The following is a 24172-nucleotide window of genomic DNA, read 5'->3' on the forward strand; positions in this document are numbered from 1 at the left end:
CCGGGCCCATGGAGAAGGGCCCGAACGCACCTGTAATTGTAGGCGTCGATGGATCGGCAGCCTCGGATCTCGCGGTCCGCTGGGCCGCTCGCGCCGCCGAGCGCGAAGACCGTCCATTGAGGATAGTGCATGGTCTTGACAGCGTCGGGGATCTGGCTACATTCGAGTTCGTGGTGCCGCCAGAGCACATCGCCGCCGGTGAGACGATAGTCGCACAGGCGCAGGCGGCTGTCCTGGCGATCTGCCCCGCACTGCAGGTCACCACCGCTGTCGTGCCCAGCGGTGGTGCCGAGGCACTCATCCGCGAGTCCGCCGACGCGGCCCTGTTGGTGCTCGGCGACAACGGCAACGGCTCCATCGCCGACCTCGGCCTGGGCAAGCTCGGCCGCAAGGTCTCCGCGCGGGCCAACTGCCCCATCGTCGTCATCGTCGCCGGCACACCGACATGACCCAGCCGCACACCCGCCCCACGCTGCCCGAGCTCTTCCGGCGTGGGGCGGGCGTGAGCCTGGGCGTCGTCGCGGTGCTCGCCGTCGTCGGTGCCCTCTACCTCACGCAAGGTGTCCTGGTCCAGGTCTTCGTCGCGCTGTTCCTCGCGGTGAGCCTCGACCCGCTGGTCCGCTGGCTCGTCCTGCGCAAGATCGGCCGACCCTGGGCGGTCACGATCACACTCACCATCCTGGTGCTGATGGTCGCGGCCTTCGTCATCTTCGTCGTGACCCCGCTGGTCCGGGAGGCGACGGCCCTCGGCTCCGACTTCCCCGGCTACCTGCACGACGCCCGGGTCCGGCTCGGCCTGCCCGAGAAGGTCGAGACCTACCTGTTGAGCCTGCCCGATCTGCTCGCCGACGACGCGGCCGGGTTCGCCTCGCAGTTCCTCGGCGCGGTCCTGTCGGTCCTGCTCGTCGTGGTGCTCACGATCTACTTCCTGCTGGACCTGCCCCGGATCCGGCTCGGCTTCGTGCGCCTCTTCCCCGAGCGCAACCGCCTCAGCGTGCAGCGCGGCGTTACCGTCGTGGTCGACAAGGTCGGCGCCTACATGATCGGCAACGTGGTCATCTCGCTGATCGCCGGGGCCGTCACCTTCGCCGCCCTGCTCGCGCTCGGCGTGCCCTTCGCACTGCCGCTCGCCGTGATCGTCGCGATCGCCGACATGATCCCGCTCGTGGGCGCGACGATCGGGGCAGCGGTCTGCGTGCTCGTCGCCGCCGCCACCTCCGACGGCTGGCTCACCACCGTGCTGACGTTGGCGTTCTTCATCCTGTATCAGCAGATCGAGAACTACGTCATCGCGCCGAGGATCATGCGCAACGCGGTCGACGTGCCCGCCGTGGCGGTGCTCCTGGCCGGTCTCGTCGGTGCCAGCGTCCTGGGCCTGATGGGTGCGCTGATGGCGATTCCGCTCGTCGCCGCCGCGAAGGCACTGATCAATAAGGCCAGGTCGGAGCCGAACGACGTTCAGATCGTCCAGCCCCGCACCGACCCGCAGCCGGCATCCCGGTTAGACGCCGAGACCACCGGGTAATCACCACGACGGAGAGGAGATTGAAATGACAACCATCCAGACACTGTTGGTCCTGATCGTCGTGCTCGCCGTCGTCGCACTAGGCGGGTGGTTCCTGCTCCGCCGGCGCCAACTACGCCAACGCTTCGGCCCGGAGTACGACCGCGCGGTCGCCGAGTCCGACAGCAAGCTCGCCGCGGAGCGTGAGCTTCGCGAACGGGTGAGCCGGCACGCCGAGCTGACGCTCAAGGAGCTCGACGCCGACACCCGTGACCGCTACGCCGACGACTGGCAGGAGATCCAGGCCAGGTTCGTCGAGGAGCCCGCGGCGTCGGTCAAGGACGCCGACGAGCTCGTCACCCGGCTGATCCAGGAGATCGGCTACCCCGTCGGCAGCTACGACGACCAGCTCGCACACCTCTCCGTCGAGCACTCCCGCACCCTGTCCGCCTACCGGGAGGCTCACGAGATCAGCGCGCGCAGCGAACGTGGTGAGGCTGCGACGGAGGACCTCCGCAACGCGATCATCGATTACCGGCAGCTCGTCGCCGAGCTGCTCGGCCAGGACCCCGTCACCACCGGCCACCACGCAGAAGGAGTCACCCACGATGCCCGATGACATCGCCCACCGCCCCCACGACCAGGACTACATCGACGGCGAGCCCGCCCTCCTCAACGACCGCGACGCCGTCTTCCACGCCGACGACGCCCCGGCCGCGGTCATCCCCCCACAGGACCCGCTCGACGAGGGATTCCTCACCGAGCACGACGCGGAGCAGGACGGCGAGCCCGGCAGCACGACCGACGAGCTGACCGACCAGGCCGACGCGGAGTCCGATGAGGACGCCGCGGAGACGGCGGAGCCCGAGGACGCCGCTGAGCTCGCCGACGACGAGATCAGCGAGGACGAGGCCGTCGAGGCGATCGACGCCGAAGCGGTCGACCCGGACGCTCCGGCCGCCCTCGTCGAGGACGCGGACGACGCCGACACTGACGCGGAGCCGATCGACGGCGCAGCCGACCTGGACGCCGAGCCCATCGACGCGAACGCCGAGCCGATCGACGCGGACGCCGATGACGAGCCCGGCGTCGAGCCGATCGACGACGCGGTCACCGACGACGAGCTCGACGACGCGGCCGAGCCGGTCGACGGCGACATCCAGCCGGTGCAGGCGGGTCTCGACAGCACCGACGAGACCGCGGAGGCGGAGTTCACCGACGCGCCGGGCCCCGACGCGGAGCCGCTGACACCGGTCGACGCCTTCGCGCCGGTCGACGAGACGTTCACGGGCGCCGACGCCGAGGACTCCCCCGAGGTCGCGGACGCCGAGATCCTCCCGTCCGACCTGGCACCCGCCGACGAGGCGGCAACGCCCGCAGCGGATGCCGATGAGGACGACGAGGTCGGCGACGAGTCCGCCGATGTCGTCGACGCCTGGGCCGCCCCCGAGCCGGAGTCCGTCGTGGACGCGCCGGTCACCGAGGACGAGCCCGTCACCGGATACGAGGCGCCGGCCGAGCCGGTGGCCTTCGCCGATGACGTCGTCCCCGAGCCCGTTGCGACACCGGCCGACGTCATCCCCGGCACCGATGCCTTCGCGGCCGATGTGACGCCGGAGCCGGCCACGCCCGAGGCGCAGTCCGCCGCGGTCGACGCCACCGCTGCGGCCGTCGCCGCCTCGGCCGCCGCCGCGGGAGCGGTCGCGGCCACCGGCGCCGACGACACCGATGAGGCCGCCCCGGCCCCGGTCGAGCACGACGGGCTCCTCCCCGTCGGCAACGCCGACGATCTGCGTCAGCGCTGGCAGCAGGTGCTGCTCCACTTCGTGGACGACCCGCGCGGCGCTGCCGGACAGGCCAAGGAGCTGGTCGATGAGGCCGTTCGGGCACTCACGGCGGCCCTCGCCGAGCGTCAGCGGGAGCTCGACAGCTGGCAGTCCGCCGATGGCGGCGACACCGAGCAGCTGCGTGTCGCGGTGCAGCAGTACCGCAAGTTCGTCGACCGGGTCCTGCCCGGCTGAGCACCTGCCACGTCGCGGGCCGCGCCTTCCTCTCGAGGAGGACGCGGCCCGCGACGTTTCTCCGCCGCCCCGTAGGGGTATGTCCTCCATGCGCCCCGGCTCCCCCCGGGACGCGCACGGAGGGAGGAGAGACCATGGATCATCCCGATCCCCGCTACCGCGCGGAGGAGTCCGACCAGCTCGAACCCGCCGAGACCGATGTCGACCGGAACGAGGTCGACGCGCAGGTGAACAGCGGTACCGGAGAACCGGAACCGACCACCACGCCGGAAGGCGACGCGTTCGACGTGCCGACCATCGCGCAGTTCGGCGAGTTCGAGCGCAAGTTCCGCTGATAGCCACCATCCGAGGGGACGCCGCCGTGCGAGGGGGCGTCCCCTCACCATCCCCTCAGGAGCGTCATGTCCGACCCCGAGACCGGTGAGACCGCCGAGCAGCGCCTCCACCGCAACTTCGCCGAACTCCTGCAGGAACTGCGGGTGGCGCAGACCGGCGTACAAATCCTGTTCGCGTTTCTCTTGACCTTGCCCTTCTCGGCGCGATTCAGCGCGCTGAGCGGCCTGCAGCACTGGCTCTACATCGCGGCGCTCGTCGCGGCGGCGGTGGCGGCCGCGACGATCATCGCGCCGGTGAGCTTCCACCGGCTCGTGTTCCGCCAGGGCCTCAAGGAGGAGGTCGTGCAGGTCAGCTCACGGCTGGCGCAGATCGGCATCTTCGCGCTGATGCTTGCGATCATCGGTGCCATCCTGCTCGTCGTCGACGTGGTCGCCGGACTGACCTGGGCGGTGTGGCTCAGCTCCATCCTCGGGGTGCTCTACCTGGGCCTGTGGTATGTCCTGCCGGCGATGCACCGCTTCCGCAAGGTCCTGGACGACTGACCGGGTCAGCCTGGCCGGGGCGGGTCGACCGCGATCGCCACGGCAGTCGCGAGCATCCAGGCCACGCACGCCAGCAGGCCGAGGCGTTCCAGGACCCCCGTCACGCCGCTGCGGCCGACGAAGACCATGCAGGCGGCGGTCGCCACCAGCACCGGCCAGGCCACGGCGACCCCGGCGCGGGCGATCGGGCGCAGCCGGCCGGTCGGCCACCACGCCACCGCGAGCATCGCCAGCGCCGAGAAACCCACCCCGGCGATGCTCGCGCCCGCGTGCAGGAGATCCTGGGCCGTCGTCGGGTCATAGGGCGGCAGCGGGCACCCGTCGGTGCAGGTCACCGCGCCGGATAGCCCGATCGCCGGTGCCGCTGCGAGCAGCAGCGCACCGGCCTGGCGGCAGACCGGCCACAGGGCGCCCGCGAGCAGCGCCGCCGCGACCGCGATCAACACGATGCTGAGCAGGTAGAGATCCGCGCGGGCGGTGCCGGGGACGCCGGACTCGCTCACATATCCGTGTACGCCGTGCGGCCAGACCGCCACCGCGAGCCCGACGAGGCCCGTGGCCCCCGCCGCGAACGCCGCCGCCGCCGTGCCCCGTCGTCTCACCGGTCGACCGTAGTCCCCGGCACCGCTCTGAATCGCGGCGGCCGTCTACTTGACCGCGGGCAGGACCTCGCGGGCGTAGAGCTCGATCAGCTCGCGGTAGTGCGGCCCGACCGGCGCGACGTAGAGCTCGTCGATCCCCGCGTCCTGATAGGCGCGGACCGCCGCGATGTGCTTGACCGGATCCGGGCCGCACGGGAACGCCTTGCCCACCATCTCCTCGGTGACGAGGGCGGCGGCCTGGTCGAAGTGGGCCGGAGTGGGGAGGATCTGGCTGAGCTCGCCGGGTAGGCCGGCGTTGGGCCAGAGCTTGTGGGCGATCTTGACCGCCTCGTCCGCCGTCGGCGCGAAGCAGCCCTTGCCGCACGCGACGGCGGGTTTGCCGCCCGACTTCTCGGCGAACAGGCCGATCAGCTCCCGGTCCGGGCTGGTGGTGACGTAGCCGTCGCCGATGCGGGCGGCGAGTTCGGTGGCGCGGGGACCGAACCCGGAGACGTAGACCTCCGGCGGCGCCTGCGGCAGCGTGTAGATGCGGGCGTTCTCGACCGTGTAGTGCTTGCCGTGGTGGGTCACGACCTCCCCCGTCCACAGCGCCCGCATCACCTCGACCGCCTCCTCCAGCATCTCCAGCCGGACGGCTGTGTTGGGCCACGGACCGCCCAGGATGCTCTCGTTGAGGGCTTCCCCGCTGCCGATGCCGAGCGTGAAGCGTCCGCCGGTGAGCACGGCGCTCGTCGCCGCGGCCTGAGCGATGACCGCCGGGTGGATGCGCACGGTGGGGCAGGTGACGGCCGTGAGGATCGGCAGGTCGCCGATCTGGCTGAGCGCACCGATCATGGACCAGACGAAGGGGCTCTGCCCCTGCGCGTCGCCCCACGGATGGAAGTGGTCGGAGATCGAGAGCCCGTGCATGCCGAGCTCGGTGGCGAGCCTGGCCTGCGCGAGCAGGTCGGCGGGCGCGTACTCCTCGCTGGAGAGGAAAAGTCCGATTTTCATATCAGCTCCATACCCGGTCATGGCACTGCAATAACCGGACAGATCAGCAAAATACGATCCTGAGCGTGTGATCACTCCGGCCCGGGGGTAACACAGTGTCATGCCGAACAGCGTGAGCGCGGAGTTGCTGGTGACGATGAAACGGGCCGCCACGGTGCTCAAGGAGCATCAGGTGCCCTTCGCCCTCGCCGGCGGTTTCGCCGTCTACGCCCGGGGCGGCAGCGGCAGCGAGCACGACGTGGATTTCCTGATCCGGCGGGAGGACGCCGACAAGGCGCTCAAGCTGCTCGCCGCCGCCGGCTTCTCCACGGAGCGCCCGCCGGAGGACTGGCTGGTCAAGGTCTATGACCAGCACCGGCTCGTCGACCTGATCTTCGAGCCCGTCGGGCTGCCGGTCACCGACGCGACGCTCGCCGACACCACGCTGATGCGGGTCGAGGCGATCGAGATGCCGGTCCTGTCGGCGACCACGCTCATGTCCTACAAGCTGCTCTCCTTCACCGAGCAGTACTGCGATTACACGCGGGCCCTGCCGCTGGCCCGCTCCCTGCGGGAGCAGATCGACTGGGAGCGCGTGCGCGCCGACACGAAGCCGTCGCCCTACGCCCGGTCGTTTCTCTTCCTGCTCGAACAGCTCGACGTGCTGCCGCACCGGCGGCACGGAGAACAGGAATAGGAGGTCGTCGTGACCACCAACAGGTGCAGTGACGCCGAGATCCAGCGCATGCTCGCCGAGGACGGGCAGATCGCCGAGCTCGGCATCGAGATCTTCTGCAATGACGACGCGGTGGTGCTCCGTGGTGACGTGCAGAGCGACGAGCGGCGCGACGCCATCGCCGCAGCCGTGTCCGGGCACTTCCCCGGGCTCGCCGTTCACAACGACATCTGCGTGCTGCCCGCGCACGCACCGACGGCACCGGAGGCGCTGTGACTGTCCGGATCGCGGCGGTCGGCGACGTGCACATGGACACCGATGTGCTGGGTCGCTACCGGGCCGCGCTGGAGGAACTGCCCGACCTCGCCGACGTGCTGCTGCTCGCCGGTGACCTGACGCGGCACGGCACCGTCGAGGAGACGGAGTGCGTGACCAAGGAGTTCGGGGAGCTGGGCATACCGGTGATCGCGGTGCTCGGCAACCACGACCACCACAGCGACTCCGGCGACCTCGTCACCAAGGTGCTCACCGACGCCGGGATCACGGTGCTGGAGGGCGACTCCGTCGAGATCGACTGCCGCGGCGTGACCGTGGGAGTCGCCGGGGTCAAGGGCTTCGGCGGCGGGTTCGCCGGCAAGTGCGCCAGCGCCTTCGGCGAGCGCGAGATGAAGAACTTCGTGCGGACCACCGAGGAGAGCGCCGACCGGCTCCGTGGCGCTCTGCGGAGCCTGCGCAGCGATGTGATCATCGCGCTGACCCACTACGCCCCGATCCCGGAGACGCTGATGGGCGAGCCGCCGGAGATCTACCCGTTCCTCGGGTCCTACCTGCTCGGAGAGGCGATCGACGCGGCGCCCACGGCGCTCGCGGTGCACGGGCACGCCCACGCGGGCAAGGCCAGCGGACGCACACCGGGCGGCATCCGGGTACGCAATGTCGCCCAGCCGGTGCTGCGCCAGGCGTACGCCGTGTTCCACCTCGACGACGACCGCCACGCGCTGGCCGTTCCATGATCCCGTCTGGTTCGGGGAACCATCCGTAATCGTCCGCCATGATTGCGCCTGGTTCCCCGAACCAGACGTGTCCTCCAGATCAGTGGGATGATCCCGACGTGAGCAATCCTCTCGACAGGCTGACCCTCGACGAGCTTCGCAGCCGGACCAGCGAGAAGTGGCGCCGCTACCCGCCCGACGTGCTGCCGGTGTTCGTCGCCGAGATGGACGCCGACTTAGCCCGACCGGTCACGGCGGCCCTGCGGCAGGCGATCGAGCGCGGCGACACCGGCTATGCGTTCGGCACCGACTACGCCGAGGCGCTCGCCGGTTTCGCCGCCGAGCGCTGGGGCTGGCGGTTCGACATCGCGCAGGCCAGGCCGGTCGCGGACGTCATCACGGGCGTTGTGGAGGCGGTGCGGCTCATCTCCGACGTCGGTGCGGGCGTCGTGGTGAACCCGCCCGTCTACCATCCCTTCTTCCCCACCATCGAGCACATGGAACGCCGCGTGGTCGAGGCCCCGCTCGGCCCGGACGGCCGGATCGACTTCGCCACCCTGGAGGCCGCGTTCCAGGAGCCGGGCAACGGCGCCTACCTGCTCTGCAATCCGCAGAACCCGACCGGCGCCGTGCACACCCGGGACGAGCTGACCCGGGTCGCCGAGCTGGCCCACGCCTATCGCGTCCGGGTGGTCGCCGACGAGATCCACGCACCGCTGGTGCTGGCCGGTGCGGCCTTCACCCCCTACCTCGACGTCGATCCGGCCGGGCTGTCGATCATGTCCGCGTCGAAGGCGTGGAACCTCGCCGGGATGAAGGCGGCAATCCTCGTCGCCGGGACCGAGGCGCTCGGCGACCTGGCCCGGCTGCCGGAGATCGCGTCCGAGGCGACGAGCCACTTCGGCGTCGTGTCGCACGTGGCCGCCCTGCGTCACGGCGGTCCGTGGCTCGACGAGGTCCTCGCCGCGATCGACGGCAACCGCAGGCTCCTCGGCGAGCTGCTCGGGCGGGAGCTGCCGCAGATCGGTTACCGGCAACCGGAGGGAACCTACCTGGCGTGGTTGGACTGCCGAGGGCTCGGGATCGACGGTGACCCGGCGGCGTTCTTCCTGCAGCGGGGTCGGGTGGCCCTGGTAGCGGGTGAGCTCTTCGGCACCGGCGGCGCGGGCCACGTCCGCCTCAACATCGGCACCTCACCGGCCGTGATCCGCGAGGCGGTCCGCCGGATGGCGACCGCACTGTCCGGTTAGGAACCGGCGCGCTGGGCGGCGATGAAGGCCTGCAGCCGCTCCAGCGGCCAGGCGTTGATGACGTCCTCGCTGCTCAGCCAACCCCGCTGGGCGATGCCGACGCCGTAGCGCAGATTCGCCAGGTGCCCGGTGGCGTGCGAGTCGGTGTTGACCGCGAACTTCACCCCGTGCCGCCGGGCCCGGAACACCAGCTCATCGGGCAGATCAAGCCGATCCGGGAAGCAGTTGATCTCCAACGCGGTCCCCGTCCGGGCCGCGGCGGCGAAGACCGCGTCCCAGTCGGCGTCGACGGGCTCGCGGCGCCCGATGGACCGGGTCGACGGGTGCCCGATGATGGCGACATAGGGGTTCTCGCAGGCCCGGATGAAGCGCCGGGTCATCGCGTCGCGGTCCTGCCGGAAGTGGGAGTGCACCGACGCCACGCAGACGTCGAACCCGGCGAGGAACTCCGCGTCCCAGTCGACCCCGCCCTCGGGGCCGATGTTGAGCTCCGTGCCGTGCAGCAGCGCCATCGACGTGGTCGCCGCGAGCTCGCGCAGCTCGACCCGCTGGGCGAGCATCTTCTCCGTCGTCATCCGCTGCATCGTCAGATCGGGCGCGTGGTCGGTGACGGCGTAGTAGCGCAGGCCGCGCTTCTGCGCCGCGGCGACCATCGTGGCCATCGAGGCGACACCGTCGGTGAGGTCGGTATGGGTGTGCAGGTCGCCCTGGATGTCCGCGACGGTCAGCAGGGTCGGCAGGCCCTCGGCGAGCGCAGCGTCGACCTCGCCGCGGTCCTCGCGCAGCGGTGGCGGGATCCACGGCAGGCCGAGCTGCTCATAGACCTGCTCCTCGGTCTCCGAGGCGACGAGGGAGCCGTCCTCGGCCTGGAAGAGGCCGTACTCGGAGAGCTTGAGGCTCTGCCGGATCGCCATCTCCCGCAGCCGGATGTTGTGGGCCTGCGAACCGGTGAAGTAGACGAGCGCGGCACCCCAGGCGCCGGGCGGGACGACCCGCAGATCCACCTGCAGGTTGGCGTCGGCCATCCGCACCGAGGTCTTCTTCGGCCCGCGCACGATCACCTCGGCGACACCGGGCAGCCCGACGAAGGCGTCCATCAGGCCGGTCGAGTCCTCGGCGGCGGCGAGGATGTCGACGTCGCCGATCGTCTCGCGCATCCGGCGCAGCGAACCGGCGTACATGCAGGCCAAGGTGCCGGGGATCGCGCTCAGCGCGCCCACCATCCGCTCTGCCACGCCCATCGCGGTGGAGACCATGACGCGGCCCGCACCGGTGGCGAGCAGCTCGATGCCGTGCATGATCTGCTCGCCGGACTTGGGGCCGAAGCCCTTGATGCTGATGAGCCGGCCCTCCTCGATCGCGGTGACGAGCTCCGCGACGGACGAGACACCGAGCTCGCGGTGCAGCGTGATCGCCTTCTTCGGGCCGAGGTGCGGGATGGCGGTGAGCTCGCGGACCCCGGCGGGGATCAGCTCGCGCAGCTCCTCGATCTCGACGACGCTGCCCGTACGCAGGAACTCCGCGATCTTCACCGCGGTGCTCTTGCCGACGTTGGGGATCTGCTGCAGCCCGGCGAGGTCGAGCACGGCGACGTCGTCGTGGTGCCCGGCGATGGACCGCGCCGCCTTCTCATAGGCCCTGGCCTTGAAGGCGTCGCCACCGTTGATCCAGATCAGGTCGGCGTACTCCTGGAACAGCCGGGCGACCGTGTCGTTGGCTCGGGCCATGGCCACCATCCTATGGTCGCCCACCGACACAGCGGCCTCCCTGTCACGTTTTGCAGCAAAGCGTGGCCTCCCGTGCCGAGATGGCCACGCTTTGCTGCAAAACGTGACAGGGAGGGGCGGGTCCTGGCGAGAATGGGGCCGTGGAGCTGCCTCCGGTCGTCCTGCCGATGCTCGCCACGGCCGGTCCGGTGCCGACCATGCCCGGGTTCGGATTCGAGTTCAAGTGGGACGGCCTGCGCGCGATCGTCAGCGTCGCCGGGCCGCACCTGCGCATCGTGTCGCGCAACGGCGCCGAGATCACCGACAGCTACCCCGAGCTGGCGTCGCTGGTCCCGCTGCTCGCGGGCCACGCGGCCACGCTCGACGCGGAGATCGTCGCGCTCGGGCCGGGCGGCGCGCCGAGCTTCGCCGAGATCCAGAAACGCATGCACGTACGCACGCCGAGCCCTCACCTCGTCGCCGCCGTCCCGATCGCGCTCTACGTCTTCGACCTGCTCCACTTCGACGTACCGACGACCGCCCTGCCCTATTCGCGGCGCCGGGAGCTCCTCGACGACCTGGCCCTGAGCGCACCCCACGTGCTGACCCCGCCCTGGTTCACCGACGTGCCCGGCCAGGACGTGCTCGCCACCGCCAAGGAGGCCGGGCTGGAGGGCGTCGTGTCCAAGCGCCTCGACTCGGCCTACCACCCGGGACGCAGCCACGCCTGGATCAAGACACCGCTGTGGCAGACGACCGAGGTGGTGATCGGCGGCTGGACCCCCGGTTCCGGCCGCCGCGCCGCAACCCTGGGCTCGCTGCTGCTCGGCATGCACGACGATCGCGGCGACCTGGCGTATGTCGGCAACGTCGGCACCGGCTTCACCGACGCGGCCCTCGACCACCTGCTCGCCCTGCTGACCGGACTGGAGCAGCCCGGCTCCCCGTTCACCGGCGAGATCCCCCGGGAGTACGCCAGGGCGGCCCGCTGGACCCGGCCCGCGCTCGTCGGCGAGGTCGAGTTCCGCAACTGGACCCCGGACGGCAGGCTGCGCCATCCGAGCTGGCGCGGTCTGCGCCCCGACCGGCACCCGGACGAGATAGCTCTGGCCTATCCCAGCTGATCGCGGCGGCGGGTCAGGTAGGCGATCTCGGCGGTGTTGCGCGCCAGCTCGATGGCCCTGTCGTACGCCTCGCGCGACTGCCGGCTGCGGCCCACCCGGCGCAGCAGGTCGGCGCGGGTCGCGTGGTAGGCGTGATAGCCGGCCAACGGGTCGCCGAGGCGGTCGACGGCCGCCAGCGCCACCTCCGGGCCGTCCAGCTCGGCGACCGCGATGGCCCGGTTGAGGGCGACGATCGGCGACGGGTCGAGGCGGACGAGCTGGTTGTAGAGGGCGACGACCTGCGACCAGTCCGTATCGCGTACATCGCGGGCGGAGGTGTGCACGGCGCTGATCGCGGCGAGGATCTGGTAGCGCCCCGGAGCCACCCGGGCGGCGATTCGTTCCCGCACCAGCCGGTGCCCCTCGGCGATCAGAACCGGGTCCCAGGCCCCGCGGTCCTGCTCGTCGAGGGTGACGAGTTCGCCGCTCGCCGAGACCCGGGCGGTGCGGCGGGCCTCGGTGAGCAGCATCAGCGCCAGCAGCCCGACCACCTCGCCGTCGGCCGGCATGAGGGCGCGGATCAGGCGGGTGAGCCGGATCGCCTCGGCGGTCAGATCGTGGCGAACGGGATCGGTGCCGGCCCCCGTCGCCAGATAGCCCTCGTTGAAGACGAGGAACAGGACGGCGAGTACGCCGGAGATGCGTACCGGCAGATCCTCCGCACCCGGCACCCGATAGGGGATGCGGGCATCCTTGATCTTGGCTTTCGCGCGGGTGATCCGCCGCTCCATGGCGGTCTCCTGCACCAGGAAGGCACGGGCGATCTCGGGCACGGTCAGACCGCCGACCATCCGCAGCGTCAGCGCCACCCGGGTCTCCATCGCGAGCGCCGGGTGGCAGCAGGTGAAGATCAGCCGGAGTCGATCGTCGTCGATGGCGCCCAGAGGCTCGGGCGGTTCGTCGACATACATCAGCTGAGCCTCCTTCTGCTTGTCGTCGCGCTTGCTCTCGCGCCGGATCCGGTCGATGGCCTTGCGGTGGGCGGTGGTGGTCAGCCAGGCGCCGGGATTCGGGGGTACGCCGTCGGCCGGCCACCGCTCGACGGCGGTCGCGTACGCCTCTGCCGCAGCCTCCTCGGCGATGTCGAGGTCACCGAAACGCCTGGTCAGGGCTGCGACCACCCGGGCCCACTCCTGTTGGTGGGCACGGGTGATCGCTGCCCGGACGTCGATCGCGCTCACAGGAACGGACGCACCTCGACCTTGCGGTTGCACGCCTTCGACCCCTCGGCGGCGAGCTTGAGCGCCACGTCGAGGTCGGGGGCCTCGATGATCCAGAAGCCGGCGAGGAACTCCTTCGACTCCAGGAAGGGCCCGTCGGTGAACAGCGCCTCCCCGCCCCGGTTGTCGATGACGGTGGCCGTGTCGGGCACCCCGAGACCGCCGGCGAACACCCAGTGACCCTCGGCCTGGAGCCGGTCGTTGAACACGTCGATCGCGGCCATCTCGTCGTCGGTGGCCAGATCGGCCGCGTCGAAGATCACGGAAAGCAGGTACTGCATCTAGATCATCTCCTGTGGTTCGGGGCGCCCCTCGCGGGCGGCCGCTCACCCTTACTACGAACCACTCTCCCCCGACCCGACACCGCCCCGGATTTCCTTACGAAGGTTTCGGCCAACGCGCGACGGAGGTAGGTCCTGCCGGCGAACTCGACCTTCGTGCTCTTTCCCGGCATCGCGCTCACGGTCGCCTCCGGGGCGATGTCCGTCACCGCGTGGCGAGACCCCGACCGGTGAGCCTGGCCGCGACAGCAAAAGCGGTAGGTGCATAGACTGCAGGCGCGTGCTCGGGCCAGACCCCCCTCAGCGTCGCACGTCAGTCAGCGACGGCGCACGGAAGGCGGTCGGCATGACCCTCCTGCTACCGGGTCCGCACGAGATCCCGGCCGGCGTCTTCGACCCGGTCAGGCTCGCTGCGGTGCGGGCCACCGGCCTGCTGGACACCTCCCCGGAGGACGCCTTCGACGAGCTGGCCCGCCTCGCCACGCTCATCGCCGAGGTCCCGCTCGCGTTCATCACCGTCGTCGACGACACCCGTTCGTACTGGAAGAGCAGCATCGGCCTGGAGATCGGCGATGTGACGCAGCGGCAGAACCCGGTGAGGGACAGCTTCTGCAAGTACCTGATCGCCGCCGACGGCCCCGTCGTCCTCGATGATGTCGCCGCCGACACCCGGGTGCGCGACAACCCGACCGTGACGAAGCTCGTGATCGGCGCCTGGGCCGGCTACCCGATCCGCGGCGCCAACGGCGAGATCATCGACGGCTTCTGCGTCGTCAGCCACGAACCCCGGCACTGGACCGAGCGGGAACTCCGGACCCTCGACACCCTGTCGCGCGCCGCGTCCAAGGAGATCGCGCTCCGCGAGGCGCTCAGCGTCGCCGAGCAACGCCTCGTCGACATGACCGCCGCCCATGAGCACGCGGTCGCGCTCGCCCGCACGCTGCAGGCGAGCCTGCTGCCGCCGATCCTGCCCGCCGTCCCCGGAGTCCAGGTCGCCGCCTTCTACCAGGCCGCCGCCGGGACCACGGAGGTCGTCGGCGACTTCTACGACCTGTTCCGCACGCCCGACGGGTGGGGTGCGGCGATCGGCGACGTCTGCGGCCACGGCGTCGAGGCCGCGCAGGTAGCGGCGCTGGCCCGCCACACCCTGCGGGCGGACGCGAACTTCTTCGAGCAGCCCAGCGCCGTGCTCGCCAACCTCGACCGCACCCTGTTCGCGGCGAACGGGATCAACGGCAGGTTCCTGACCGCCGCGTACGCCACCTTCCGCGTCACCGGCACCGGCCTGGACGGGAGGCTGTGCCTGGGCGGACACCCCAAGCCCCTGGTACGCCGAGCCGACGGCACCGTCGCCGCCGTCGGGGTGCTCGGCACCTTCCTCGGCGCGCTGCCCCGCATCAGCCTCACCGATGTCGACGTCCACCTCGACCCCGGCGACCTGCTGCTGCTCTACACCGACGGGCTCACCGAGCGGCGGCTGCCCGGTGGCCGGCAGTTCGGTGACACGGAGTTCGCCGCATCCCTCGCAGCGACCCGGGGCCTCACCGCGCAGGAGGCCGTCATCAGCATCGCCGAGGCCGCGAACCGTTTCGCCCCAGGCTATTCCGACGACACCGCCCTGCTCGCCCTGCAACCGCGGTAGGGCTTCTCCACCTCTATTCGGATCCGAGCACGACCCGTTACCGTATCGGCCATGAGCGATCAAGCGGTCAGAACCGGGGACATGACACGGGTCGCCACACGGGTGTTCCTCGCGCTGGTGGCGATGGTGGCGGGCTACATCTTCGCGGCGTTGCTCGTCGTCGACGACGGCGGTGAGAACTGGCGCTACTACGTCCGCCAAGCCCTGAGCACCGAGGGCTTCCTGATCGTCGCCTTCTACTTCATGACCCTCGCCATCGGCCTCGTCCTGCACGGCCTGCCGGAGATCGGCCGCCGGGACCGGTTCGCGCCCGCCATCGTCGCGACGGGTCTGCTCGCCGTCTACGGCCTGGTGATCGCGTTGCTCGCCTGGCCGCTGGCAGGCACGACATCCGGGTCCCCCATCTACGACCAGTCGCCCCCCAACCCCGGCCCGCTCTTCGTCATCTGGCTGTGCTGCGCCCTGCTGCCGATCGCGTTCGCCGCCTGCGCCGGGCAGTTGTTCCCGCACTCTCGGGACGGCATGACCTCCGGCGAACGCCCGCTGCTCGCCGTCTTCACCGACGGCCGCATGCTGCGCATCGCCGTCATCAGCTGGGTGCTCGGCGGCATCGCGCTGCTCGTGCTGCTCTTCGCCATCGCCGTCTATTAGTCGCCCGACCGCACGGCACGGCGCGGCTGGAGGGCGTCCTCGAATCCATGATCGACGGCGACGGCGAAGGACCGGCCGTCGCCGGTGACGATGCGCGCGACGCGACGGCTGCCGAGGCTGCGCCGCTCCGGCACCGTGGGCGGGCCCACCGACACCGTCGCCCCGGCGAGCGGGATGCTCCGCAGCGCGACGGCGCCGTCGGCGTCGACCGAGAAGGTCACCTCCGTCGAGGTGAAGACCAGGTGCCCGCCGAGCCAACCGTCCTGCTCGAAGGGCGAATCGAAGCCGTGCACCAGTCCAGGGACCGCGACCGATCCGTCGGGACGCCGACGGGGGCGAGGCCGACGCGAGAATCCGGGGACCAGCAAAGCCCCGAGCACCGACCGCATTAGAGCACCGACCATGAGCACCATCCTGCACGACCCGTGCCACCCCGTGCCAGAGCAGCAGGGGCAGGCGTCAGGACTTGAAGGGGCCGACGATCTCCGCGGTGATCCAGCCGCCGTAGAAACGCCCTGCCTGCGGCGTGACGACCTCGCCGTCGACCGTCGCGGTGTCGATCCGGCTCGCGTAGAACGCCACCGCGTCCTTGATCTCGGCGAACGCATCGGTGGGGTCGGGGTAGAACCAGCCGACGTCGGGCACGACCGTGCCGTCGGGCAGGTGCAGGTTCCAGTAGGACGCGGCGCCCTTGAACTCGCAGAACGAGCTGCGCTGCGACGGCTTCAGCAGATCGCGGCGGACATCTGCGATCGGGATGTAGAAGACCGGCGGGTGGGAGGTCTCCAGGACCCGCCAGCCGCCTGACGTGGCGGCGATCGTCACACCGTGGTGGATCACCTCGATGCGGCGGGTGTTCGGCTCCAAGCGGGGCGGACGCGGATAATCCCAGACAGACTCGGTCACCACTCCATCCTGGCACCTGGGCCGGGCCGACACCACCTACGCGAACAGCCCTGGCAGAACGGTCGGGTCGGCGACGACGGCCTGGGCGACGTCCCCGAGGCGCTGGTTGCTGCGCCGGGCGTATGCGCGGATCAGGACGAACGCCTCGTCGACGGTGACGCCCCGCGTTCTTCTTCCGTGTCGAGTCGCTTTTATCGTCCGTGAGGCGCTCATGGGAGCTGCCCGTCGAAGCTGATCCGGCGGGCGACGATGTCACCGGCGACGTCGCTCAGTCGCCGGTCGTTGGCGTAGGCGTAGGCGCGGATCCGGACCATCGCGTCGGCCAGGGTCGTCGAGAGCTGCACCATGACCATGCCCTGTGCCTGGAACAGCTCCGACCGCGAACCCAGCGGATCGTCGGGCCAGCCGTGGCGGTGGTCGGTCTCGGCGTGGTCCTGCCCGTCGAGCAGGGTCGTGACCGCGACCTCGGCGAAGGTGAGCGCGAGGACGAGCTCGTCGGACGTGAGCATGCCGGTCTCGGTGCGAAACACGTCGAGGATGCCCAGGCGGGCGGCCCCGATCTGCAACGGGAACGCGAAGACGGCCCCGACCCCGCCCTCCCGCACCGCGGGCGAGTACGCCGGCCAGCGGGCCATCGCCTGGTCCAGGTCCGGGATGAGCACGGGGTGCTGCAACGCGTAGGCGTCGATGCACGGACCCTCGCCCAGGGTCAGCTGCAGCTCCTCGAGGCGTTCGGTGGCCGGATCGGAGGCCGCCGTCACCGCCCGCAGCCCGGTCTTGACCATGACGGTCAGACCGGCACCGGAGGCGCTCAGGGCTCGCGCCGTCGCCGCGCACAGCCGCCGCAGCCCGCCCACCGCACCGGGCCCGTCGCCGTCGGCAATCGGCTCGGCCTCGATGAGGTCTTCGACCTGCTGGAAACGGTCCCTCACGGGCACCCCGGGTCGGCACCGGCGCACCGGGGTGCTGCACAGGGCCCGGGTGCACGACCGATGGTGGGCATGGCTACCTTCCGAAAAGGAATTGCGTGCCACCGTGGGGCCGGGGTAGCCAGGCCGATGGCATCACCAGCCCTTTTCGGACCTTACCACCGGTCGGATGGCGCGCATCTTGGACGACAGGGCCGCTGGAAGGGTGGCGGACAGCCGCGTAGCCTGACGATGTTTTGATCGTAGAGACGGCGGACAGGGCCGGCCGCAGGGTCAGGCTGCCTCGCGGGCGGCCTGCTCCAGGCGGTCACGGTAGGCCTGCCACCATGCGCCGTTCTCCACGGCCAGGTCAGGCGTGTCCGGCAGGCGCCCGGCCGCTCCGTCGATGAGTTCGCGGACGATGTCGGCCTGGCCGGCGTGCCGGTGCACCTCGGCGATCATCCGGACGATCACGTGGTGCAGGGTCACCTCGTTGTCGTGCTCCGGCCACCACGGCACCCGGCCGACCGTGTCCAGCGGCAGCGAGGCGATCGTCTCGTCGGCATGCGCCCAGACCTTCTCGTAGAGGGCGACGATGTCGGCCCGTGACTCGTCGGCGGTCGCCCACATGTCCGCGTTGGGCTCCGCGTCATCGGCGGGCCAGCGGGGCGGCAGGATCGACCGGCCGAAGGTGTCGCCGAAATACCCGGCGGTCACGCTGGTGACGTGCTTGATGAGGCCGAGCAGGTTGGTGCCGGTCGGGACCAGCGGGCGCCGGATGTCGTACTCGGAGAGGCCGTCGAGCTTCCACAGCAGCGCGACCCGGGCCTCGCGCAGGTAGTCCGTCAGGTCGTTCCGAGGCAATGATCCGCTCATCGCCCCAGCATCGCAGCGCCGGAGGTGACCGGCAAGGTCACGGCTCCACGCCGCCGAAGAGGTCGGGCTGCTCACCGGCGTCCAGCCCGGGACCGCTGTGCGACGGCGCGGGCAGTTCGGGCTGCGGCGACGAGAAGGACTGCTTGCCACCACCGCGCCGGGTGACGACCGGGCACGCGACGAGCCGCACGGGCGGCGGCGGCTCGGCGAACGGCGGGCTCCCCCAGCGGACCCAGAGCGCGACCCGACCGGCCTGCGCCTCCTGCGTCAGCTTATCGATCGTGCGGCGTCGATCCGCGTGGTCCACCTCGACGACGACCGGAGCCGCACCGGCCCGGGCGCACGCCACGTCGACCCACGAGTGCCGGTCGGCGTAGGGCGGCGGCAGGGTCATCACGCTGCGGGCCCGCCGGTAGACCCGCCAACCGGCCGCCTCGCCCCACGCCACCACCGTGTCGATCAGCAACGCGGTGACCTGATCGGCGTCGAGGTCGGCGAAGGAGAGCTCCGCCAGAGCTGCGGCGAGCGACCCCGCCAGCCCGTCGCCGTCGTCGACCATCGCCGCCTCCCCGGTGTGTCCGCGTGTGCGACCAGCATGCCACCATCGTCGGAGATGGACGCTCGGTGGCGGCGATGCGCGGTGCGACTCGGAAGGCCTGAGGGCGGGTAGCCTCGCGGGTATGCGCCTGGATGAGCTTCCCGTGGTCGAATTCGGATTCCCCGGGCAGCTGCGGGACCAGCTGGTGGCCGCCATCCTCGCCGGGGCGAAGACCTCTACCTCCGCCCTGGTCGCGGGTTACGAGCACGATGGCGAGCCGCTTCCCGAGGCCGGGCAGCTGCTCGCGGTCGTCGATTCCGCAGGCGGTCGGGTCGCGGCGATCGAGCTGACCGAGGTGCGCGTGGTCCGGCTCGCCGATGTGGATCTGGCGCACGCGATCGACGAGGGCGAGGGTGACGAGTCGGTGGCGCAGTGGCGGGCCGGGCACGAGCGGTTCTGGCACAGCGACGAGGTGCGCGCGGAGCTCGGCGCCGACTTCACTGTGGACGACGACACCCCGGTGCTGACGCGGCGCTTCCGGCTGCTGCCGGCGGCGGAGGTCAGCGCCGCCTGAGCGCCGCCACCGCGGTGAGGGCGACGAGCCCGGCCAACCCCCAGAGCCACGCCGCCGGGCCGAGGTCGTGGACGGTGGCGGCGAGCCACGACTGGACCGCTCCGGCACGCGCCACGATCGGATCCACGGTGGCGGGGTCGTGCCGCAGGCGGATCTCGTACCAGCCGAACCACGCGGCATAGAGCCCCGCGGTCAGGAGGATCAGTCCGGAGAGCCGGTGCAGCGCGTGGGCCGCGCGGCGCAGGCGCGGCAGCAGCGAGTCGCGGGCCAGCGCCACCGCGACCGCGACGGTGCCGACGACCAGGGCCATCCCCGCGGCGTAGGCGAGGAAGAGCCCGGCGCCCTCGGCGACGGTGCCGGTGTCGAAGCTGGTGACGACGACGCCGAGGAACGGGCCGATCGTGCAGCCCAGCGACGCGACGGCGAAGGACGCCCCGAAGAGCGCCATCGAGCCGAGCCCTCGGTCCAGCCGGGGCGCCCGGGCCAGCTTGGGCACGGGCGAGGGCAGGTCGCGCCCGGCGAGCAGCCAGCAGCCGAGACCGGCCAGGACGAGTCCGATGCCGACGGTCAGCCACGGCACCCGGGCCGCGAGCCAGTCGGCGGCCGGGGCCGCGAGCAGCCCGAACGCACCGAAGACGGCGGCGAACCCCAGGGTCATCGCGCCGGTCAGGGCCACGGCCCGCGCCAGTGCGGCGAGGGGGCGCCGCCGCCGGGCCGCGTCGTCGACGAGGACCATCGTCGCGTACGCCGGCAGCAGCGCGAACCCGCACGGGTTGACCGCCGCCAGCACCCCCGCCGCCAGGGCGAGCGGATAGGGCGCCGACGACATCAGGCCAGGCTGTTCAGCTTGGTGCGCAGCGCGGCCGGGGTCAGCGGACCGGACTGGATGATCTGGGCATCGGCGTTGAGCAGCACGTAGGAGCGCTGGACGGGGATGCCGAAGAGCTTCCAGGCGGTTCCGGTGTCGTCGGCGAGCTGGGTGAAGCCGGTGAGCCGGTGGGTGGTGACGAAGGTCTTCATCGCGGCGGTCCCGCTGCCGAGCCCGCCGACCCCGACGAAGGTCACCTTGCCCGCGTACTGCTGCTGCAGGGCGCTGATCGCGGCGGCGTCGGCCTGGCAGTCCGGGCAGTAGGAGGCCCAGAACCACAGCACGGCGGGCTTGCCCGCCAGCGAGGCCGCGTTGAAGGGCTTGCCGTCGACGGTGGTGGAGATCCAGTCCAGGGTCGCCGGGACCTGCTGCTGATCTGCGGCGGGCGGCTGGCCGACGGGTGCGGCCGGGCTCGGGGCGGTGCCGCAGGCGGCGAGCCCGATGCTCCCGGCGGCGAGCAGGGCGATGACGGCCTTCCTGACGATATGGGTCATGAAATCGAGTCTCGTCGCCGCGCCGACGAGGCACCAACTCATCGTGTGCGATCGATGTCTGGCGGTGTTTGTGCTCGTCGGGGAGTTTCGCGCCCGCCGGGGCTGGGTAGGGAATCACCATGGCTGACGACCGGATGTCCGAACTCTCGACCGCGGAGCTGGTGCAGCGGGCCGAGCAGCAGCTCGGGGCGCTGATCCGCGACGAGATGCGGTTGGTGCGGGCGGAGCTGAGCGAGAAGGCCAGGTCAGCCGGGTACGGCGCGGGCCTGCTCGCCGGTGCCGCAGCAGCGGGCTGGTACGCCGCAGCCGCCGCCCTCGTCGGTCTGGGCCTGGGACTCGCCTACGCGATGCCCGGCTGGCTGGCGGCGCTCGTCGTCGCCATCGCGCTCGCCATCACCGCCGGGATCGCGGCGCTGCTGGGACGCAAGAAGCTGACCGGTGCGCTGCCGCCGACACCGGATCGTGCCATCGACAGCATCCGCACCGATATCGAGACCATGGAACACGCAGTCAAGGAGAGGGAAGGGCGATGACGAAGCCTGAAGAGGTCGACACCCCCGCGTCCGTGTCGCAGATCGCGGCGGATGTCGCGGCCGACCGAGCCGCGCTCAGTGAAACGGTCTCCGCGCTGGCGGCGAAGGCGGACGTCCCGGCCCGGGTCGGCAAGCGCGTCAGCGCCGCGAAGGACAAGGCGACGGAGGCCGGGGCCGCGGTGAAGGAGAAGGCCGCGGAGACGGCCGCCGTCGCGAAGGAGAAGGTCGTCGAGGCCGGTACAGCGGCGAAGCAGAAGGTGACGGAGGCCGGCAGCGCGGCGAAGGAGACCGCCGCGGTCGCGGGCGCCATGGCGCTCAGCGCCGGAGACGCGGTCAAGGGGACCGCTCAGGACCTCGGCGCCACGGCCCAGGACCTCGCCTCGACGGCGAAGGACACCGTGGCCCAGGTCGGCAGTGCGGTCGGCCACGAGGTCAACCAGGTCGCGGTCGACGCGGTCCAGACCGCCGAGTCGCTCGTCGACCGCGTTCGCCGCAACCCGCTGCCCTACGCGATCGCCGCCGGTGTCGCGCTCGTCATCATCGTGGCGACGCGTCGCAGGCGCTGACCTGCCTGATCAAGCACCCGATCGTCCCCGCCGGGAAGCTCCCGGCGGGGACGTTTTTGCGTGGGCGACGGTCAGAAGCGCTCGGCGACTTCCAGGCCGAGTTCGAGCCACAGGTCGCGGGCCGTCTCGAAGCTGCGGTCCTCGGGCAGTGCCCGCAGCTCGTCGAGGACCTCGTCCGGTGCCCGGTTGGCGGTGGCGGACTCGATCAGCGTCAGCGACGTGGCTGGGAAGGTCGCGAGCGAGACGTACTTGCCGATCTCCGCTCGCAGCTCCCGCCGCTCGGGGTCGGTCTCGTGCTCGTCGATCACGCCGTCCCGGCCGACGGTGTTCTCCGCCGGCACGGCATCCTCGTCGAAGAAACCGGCGTTGAGCTGCGGATCGGTATGGGTGGCCGTTGGCTGCGCATCAGTGGTCATAGAGCGACCATACCCATGCAGATCGTCGCCAAACACCTAGATCGGCGGGGTGCTCAGGCTTGTCTCAGCCTCCGCCCGACTCCGCGGCGAGCCGGTCTCGCCTGGCCTGGAGTTCGCCGATGATCGTGTCGAGCTCCAGGGCACTGGCCGAGACCGCGGCACGCTCCTCCGGCTCGGTCGCGCCGTCCCCGTTCGGGCCGATCTGCTCCCGCAGGGACGCGGCCTGGCCGCGCAGCTCCTCGATCTGGCCGTCGATCTCCGCCAACTGCGCCGATCCGTCGGACGATGTGCTGGTCATCGCTGTCCCCCATTGCGAGAAGCCGGAGAGCCGGTCCCCTCCATGGGACCACCCGGCCGCAGGCCCATCCCAGGGAAAGAAAATTCTTCCGGACAGTTCTTTGTTTCCTTGACAACAAAAATTGTCGGTGGCTAGATTGGGGAGCATGCAGGATGTCGCAGTGATCGAGGATGCCGCCGCCGCGGAGGTCTCGCTCGATCCGATCCGGGCCCAGATGCTCGCTGAGCTGGCCGAGCCGCACACCGCGACCACGCTCGCGGCCCGGCTCGGGCTCTCCCGGCAAAAGGCCAACTACCACGTCAAGACCCTGGAGCAGCACGGCCTGGTCGAGCTGGTCGAGGAGCGCCGCAAGGGCAACATGACCGAGCGGGTCGTCCGGGCCTCCGCCGCGGCCTACGTGATCTCGCCGTCCGCGCTCGCCGCGGTCGCGCCCGATCCGGCCCGGTCGCCCGATCGGCTCTCCGCGCGCTGGCTGCTCGCGCTCGCCGCGCGGCTCGTGCGGGAGACGGGCGCGCTCATCAACGGGGCGGCACGGGCCGGCAAGCCGCTCGCCACGTTCGGCCTCGACGCCGAGGTGCGATTCGCGAAGCCGGCCGATCGCGCCGCGTTCGTGGGCGAGCTCACGGAAGCACTCACCCTGATTATCAGCAAATATCATTCCGAAACCGGTCGGCCGCACCGCCTCATCGTCGCGGTGCACCCGGGCATCACCGAAGACGCCGACCCGCCAGCAGAGGAGCACCAGCCATGACGCATCCATTCGAGGTCCGCGACGAGTTCACCGTCGACGCCACGCCCGACGAGGTGTGGGAGGCGATCGCCTCGGGGCCGGGGGTCGACTCCTGGCTCATGGGACGCACCGAGGTCGACAGCGCCGCCAAGGCCAGCACGTTCACCATGTTCGGCGAGACGTCCCGCTCCACCATCACGGCCTGGGAGCCTGGTCGCCACTACGCGACGCAGGAGGACCGGAACCCGGACGGCACGTTCATGGCCATGGAGTGGCTCATCGAGTCACGCGACGGCGGCGGAGCGCTGGTGCGCTTCGTGCACAGCGCCTGCTCGGCGACGACTGGGAGGCCGAATACAACGGGCTGTCCGTCGGCGACCACGCCTACATGACGAAGCTCGCCGTCTATCTGAAGCACTTCGCTCCGCGTACCGCGACGAACTCGCTGTTCCTGCCGGGACCCATCGTCAAGGACCCGTGGGCGGCGATGACGGCGGCGGTCGGCGCCGGCACGGACGCGGCGGACGGTCAGCCGGCGCGGCTCAGCGTGCCCGGGATCGAGCCGGTCGACGGCACCGTCGAGGTCGTGGTCTCGACGAGCTTCGTGGGCATGCGGACCGACGACGCCCTCTACACGCTGATCCACGGCTACAACGACATGGTCTTCGCCACCGCGCACTACTTCGACGACCGCGACCCGTCGGCCGAGACCGAGGCGTGGCAGGCCTGGCTCGCGGGCGTCGCGGCCTGATCACCGCGTCGGCCGACCGGTCCTGCGCCGGTGCACCCTGTCCGTTGTGGGACCAACTCTTCATGAGTTGGTCCCACAACGGACAGGGTCGGTGCTGCGCGAGCGCACACCGCAGGCCACGCCGGGCAGCGCGACCTGCGGTGCTGGTGCCAGTAG

The 24172-nt window shown here is 71.0% G+C and carries 34 protein-coding genes; 19 read left to right on the forward strand and 15 right to left on the reverse strand.

The features are described 5' to 3' along the window. The first annotated feature begins 8 nt into the window (after positions 1-8). The 6 genes from F4553_RS05100 (at position 9) to F4553_RS05125 (ending at position 4403) form a co-directional block, all read left to right on the forward strand. Positions 9-449 carry a universal stress protein gene (locus F4553_RS05100; RefSeq protein WP_184832676.1) on the forward strand — a complete coding sequence of 147 codons (441 nt, stop codon included), beginning with the start codon at positions 9-11 and terminating at the stop codon, positions 447-449. Beyond that, positions 446-1525, forward strand: a complete 1080-nt coding sequence (locus tag F4553_RS05105; protein ID WP_184832678.1) for an AI-2E family transporter — start codon at positions 446-448, stop codon at positions 1523-1525. The genes F4553_RS05100 and F4553_RS05105 overlap by 4 nt, the downstream gene beginning before the upstream one ends. 25 nt (positions 1526-1550) lie before the next feature. Then, complete coding sequence (locus F4553_RS05110) at positions 1551-2123, forward strand: hypothetical protein (RefSeq protein WP_184832680.1); 573 nt, start codon at positions 1551-1553, stop codon at positions 2121-2123. Next, positions 2113-3525, forward strand: a complete 1413-nt coding sequence (locus F4553_RS05115) for a hypothetical protein (protein ID WP_184832682.1) — start codon at positions 2113-2115, stop codon at positions 3523-3525. The genes F4553_RS05110 and F4553_RS05115 overlap by 11 nt, the downstream gene beginning before the upstream one ends. 134 nt (positions 3526-3659) lie before the next feature. After that, positions 3660-3860, forward strand: coding sequence for a hypothetical protein (locus tag F4553_RS05120; protein WP_184832684.1), 201 nt, complete (start codon positions 3660-3662; stop codon positions 3858-3860). A 66-nt stretch (positions 3861-3926) separates the two neighbouring features. Then, complete coding sequence (locus tag F4553_RS05125) at positions 3927-4403, forward strand: DUF6328 family protein (RefSeq protein WP_184832686.1); 477 nt, start codon at positions 3927-3929, stop codon at positions 4401-4403. A gap of 5 nt (positions 4404-4408) precedes the next feature. Here the strand turns inward: F4553_RS05125 and F4553_RS05130 are convergent, their stop codons facing one another. Next, positions 4409-5005, reverse strand: a complete 597-nt coding sequence (locus F4553_RS05130) for a DUF998 domain-containing protein (RefSeq protein WP_184832688.1) — start codon at positions 5003-5005, stop codon at positions 4409-4411. A gap of 45 nt (positions 5006-5050) precedes the next feature. Continuing rightward, the gene (locus F4553_RS05135) at positions 5051-5998 is read right to left on the reverse strand and encodes a TIGR03557 family F420-dependent LLM class oxidoreductase (protein WP_184832696.1); all 948 of its coding nucleotides are present in this window, start codon (positions 5996-5998) and stop codon (positions 5051-5053) included. 100 nt (positions 5999-6098) lie between these two features. On the opposite strand from F4553_RS05135, the gene F4553_RS05140 reads away from it, so the two are divergent. Genes F4553_RS05140 through F4553_RS05155 form a run of 4 tightly spaced genes read left to right on the forward strand, consistent with a single transcriptional unit; the run spans position 6099 to position 8895 of the window. Next, positions 6099-6674 (forward strand): nucleotidyltransferase domain-containing protein, encoded by a 576-nt coding sequence (locus F4553_RS05140; protein ID WP_184832697.1) that lies wholly within the window; start codon positions 6099-6101, stop codon positions 6672-6674. Between the two features lie 9 nt (positions 6675-6683). Next, positions 6684-6929, forward strand: coding sequence for a BON domain-containing protein (locus F4553_RS05145; protein ID WP_312875093.1), 246 nt, complete (start codon positions 6684-6686; stop codon positions 6927-6929). Next, positions 6926-7666 carry a metallophosphoesterase family protein gene (locus F4553_RS05150; protein WP_184832699.1) on the forward strand — a complete coding sequence of 247 codons (741 nt, stop codon included), beginning with the start codon at positions 6926-6928 and terminating at the stop codon, positions 7664-7666. Before F4553_RS05145 ends, F4553_RS05150 begins: the two co-directional genes overlap by 4 nt. 38 nt (positions 7667-7704) lie before the next feature. Further along, positions 7705-8895 carry a MalY/PatB family protein gene (locus F4553_RS05155; RefSeq protein ID WP_184832707.1) on the forward strand — a complete coding sequence of 397 codons (1191 nt, stop codon included), beginning with the start codon at positions 7705-7707 and terminating at the stop codon, positions 8893-8895. On the opposite strand, the gene polX is transcribed toward F4553_RS05155, so the two are convergent. Continuing rightward, positions 8892-10622 carry a DNA polymerase/3'-5' exonuclease PolX gene (polX, locus tag F4553_RS05160; RefSeq protein WP_184832709.1) on the reverse strand — a complete coding sequence of 577 codons (1731 nt, stop codon included), beginning with the start codon at positions 10620-10622 and terminating at the stop codon, positions 8892-8894. The genes F4553_RS05155 and polX overlap by 4 nt on opposite strands. Positions 10623-10762: 140 nt before the next feature. On the opposite strand from polX, the gene ligD reads away from it, so the two are divergent. Further along, complete coding sequence (gene ligD / locus F4553_RS05165) at positions 10763-11725, forward strand: non-homologous end-joining DNA ligase (protein WP_312875095.1); 963 nt, start codon at positions 10763-10765, stop codon at positions 11723-11725. Here ligD and F4553_RS05170 read toward each other — a convergent pair. Beyond that, positions 11713-12945 carry an RNA polymerase sigma factor gene (locus F4553_RS05170; protein WP_184832711.1) on the reverse strand — a complete coding sequence of 411 codons (1233 nt, stop codon included), beginning with the start codon at positions 12943-12945 and terminating at the stop codon, positions 11713-11715. The two genes, ligD and F4553_RS05170, sit on opposite strands and share 13 nt — an antisense overlap. After that, a complete protein-coding gene (locus F4553_RS05175; RefSeq protein ID WP_184832713.1) occupies positions 12942-13265 on the reverse strand; it encodes a YciI family protein in 324 nt (107 codons plus the stop codon). The genes F4553_RS05170 and F4553_RS05175 overlap by 4 nt, the downstream gene beginning before the upstream one ends. Before the next feature lie 346 nt (positions 13266-13611). Between F4553_RS05175 and F4553_RS05180 the strand changes: the two genes are divergently transcribed. Together F4553_RS05180 and F4553_RS05185 are read left to right on the forward strand one after the other, a co-directional pair. Beyond that, positions 13612-14907 (forward strand): PP2C family protein-serine/threonine phosphatase, encoded by a 1296-nt coding sequence (locus F4553_RS05180; RefSeq protein WP_184832715.1) that lies wholly within the window; start codon positions 13612-13614, stop codon positions 14905-14907. Between the two features lie 81 nt (positions 14908-14988). Then, a complete protein-coding gene (locus F4553_RS05185; RefSeq protein WP_184832717.1) occupies positions 14989-15558 on the forward strand; it encodes a hypothetical protein in 570 nt (189 codons plus the stop codon). Here F4553_RS05185 and F4553_RS05190 read toward each other — a convergent pair. The 6 genes from F4553_RS05190 to F4553_RS05215 form a co-directional block, all read right to left on the reverse strand. Beyond that, complete coding sequence (locus tag F4553_RS05190) at positions 15555-15851, reverse strand: hypothetical protein (RefSeq protein ID WP_184832719.1); 297 nt, start codon at positions 15849-15851, stop codon at positions 15555-15557. The genes F4553_RS05185 and F4553_RS05190 overlap by 4 nt on opposite strands. Before the next feature lie 166 nt (positions 15852-16017). Next, entirely contained in the window at positions 16018-16464 is a 447-nt protein-coding gene (locus F4553_RS05195) for a DUF427 domain-containing protein (RefSeq protein WP_312875096.1), read from the reverse strand. Positions 16465-16500: 36 nt separating this feature from the next. After that, entirely contained in the window at positions 16501-16677 is a 177-nt protein-coding gene (locus F4553_RS05200) for an ANTAR domain-containing protein (protein WP_184832723.1), read from the reverse strand. Continuing rightward, positions 16674-17396, reverse strand: a complete 723-nt coding sequence (locus F4553_RS05205) for a GAF and ANTAR domain-containing protein (RefSeq protein WP_312875097.1) — start codon at positions 17394-17396, stop codon at positions 16674-16676. The genes F4553_RS05200 and F4553_RS05205 overlap by 4 nt, the downstream gene beginning before the upstream one ends. Positions 17397-17666: 270 nt before the next feature. Then, positions 17667-18248, reverse strand: coding sequence for a DinB family protein (locus F4553_RS05210; RefSeq protein WP_184832726.1), 582 nt, complete (start codon positions 18246-18248; stop codon positions 17667-17669). A 37-nt stretch (positions 18249-18285) separates the two neighbouring features. Beyond that, a complete protein-coding gene (locus F4553_RS05215; protein WP_246465822.1) occupies positions 18286-18807 on the reverse strand; it encodes a hypothetical protein in 522 nt (173 codons plus the stop codon). A 121-nt stretch (positions 18808-18928) separates the two neighbouring features. On the opposite strand from F4553_RS05215, the gene F4553_RS05220 reads away from it, so the two are divergent. Continuing rightward, positions 18929-19360 (forward strand): ASCH domain-containing protein, encoded by a 432-nt coding sequence (locus F4553_RS05220; RefSeq protein ID WP_184832728.1) that lies wholly within the window; start codon positions 18929-18931, stop codon positions 19358-19360. Here F4553_RS05220 and F4553_RS05225 read toward each other — a convergent pair. Continuing rightward, positions 19347-20189, reverse strand: coding sequence for a cytochrome c biogenesis CcdA family protein (locus tag F4553_RS05225; RefSeq protein ID WP_184832730.1), 843 nt, complete (start codon positions 20187-20189; stop codon positions 19347-19349). The genes F4553_RS05220 and F4553_RS05225 overlap by 14 nt on opposite strands. Further along, positions 20189-20722 (reverse strand): TlpA family protein disulfide reductase, encoded by a 534-nt coding sequence (locus F4553_RS05230; protein ID WP_184832732.1) that lies wholly within the window; start codon positions 20720-20722, stop codon positions 20189-20191. The genes F4553_RS05225 and F4553_RS05230 overlap by 1 nt, the downstream gene beginning before the upstream one ends. Before the next feature lie 119 nt (positions 20723-20841). On the opposite strand from F4553_RS05230, the gene F4553_RS05235 reads away from it, so the two are divergent. Together F4553_RS05235 and F4553_RS05240 are read left to right on the forward strand one after the other, a co-directional pair. Beyond that, positions 20842-21255, forward strand: coding sequence for a phage holin family protein (locus tag F4553_RS05235; protein WP_184832734.1), 414 nt, complete (start codon positions 20842-20844; stop codon positions 21253-21255). Further along, positions 21252-21821 carry a DUF3618 domain-containing protein gene (locus F4553_RS05240; RefSeq protein ID WP_184832736.1) on the forward strand — a complete coding sequence of 190 codons (570 nt, stop codon included), beginning with the start codon at positions 21252-21254 and terminating at the stop codon, positions 21819-21821. Before F4553_RS05235 ends, F4553_RS05240 begins: the two co-directional genes overlap by 4 nt. A gap of 71 nt (positions 21822-21892) precedes the next feature. Here the strand turns inward: F4553_RS05240 and F4553_RS05245 are convergent, their stop codons facing one another. Both F4553_RS05245 and F4553_RS05250 read right to left on the reverse strand, forming a co-directional pair. Continuing rightward, positions 21893-22237: a DUF2795 domain-containing protein gene (locus F4553_RS05245; protein WP_184832738.1), complete on the reverse strand. Its 345-nt coding sequence runs from the start codon at positions 22235-22237 to the stop codon at positions 21893-21895. Positions 22238-22301: 64 nt separating this feature from the next. Continuing rightward, positions 22302-22535 (reverse strand): hypothetical protein, encoded by a 234-nt coding sequence (locus F4553_RS05250; protein WP_184832740.1) that lies wholly within the window; start codon positions 22533-22535, stop codon positions 22302-22304. 145 nt (positions 22536-22680) lie between these two features. Between F4553_RS05250 and F4553_RS05255 the strand changes: the two genes are divergently transcribed. From F4553_RS05255 to F4553_RS05265, 3 genes are read left to right on the forward strand one after another with little or no spacing between them, the layout of a single operon-like run. Then, on the forward strand, positions 22681-23286 hold the full coding sequence (locus tag F4553_RS05255) for an ArsR/SmtB family transcription factor (RefSeq protein ID WP_184832742.1): 606 nt from the start codon (positions 22681-22683) through the stop codon (positions 23284-23286). Further along, positions 23283-23657, forward strand: a complete 375-nt coding sequence (locus tag F4553_RS05260) for an SRPBCC family protein (protein ID WP_184832744.1) — start codon at positions 23283-23285, stop codon at positions 23655-23657. The genes F4553_RS05255 and F4553_RS05260 overlap by 4 nt, the downstream gene beginning before the upstream one ends. Further along, the gene (locus F4553_RS05265) at positions 23654-24016 is read left to right on the forward strand and encodes a hypothetical protein (RefSeq protein ID WP_184832746.1); all 363 of its coding nucleotides are present in this window, start codon (positions 23654-23656) and stop codon (positions 24014-24016) included. Before F4553_RS05260 ends, F4553_RS05265 begins: the two co-directional genes overlap by 4 nt. Positions 24017-24172 lie beyond the last annotated feature (156 nt).

This window comes from Allocatelliglobosispora scoriae (assembly GCF_014204945.1).
In the GTDB taxonomy this organism is placed as follows: Bacteria; Actinomycetota; Actinomycetes; order Mycobacteriales; family Micromonosporaceae; genus Allocatelliglobosispora; species Allocatelliglobosispora scoriae.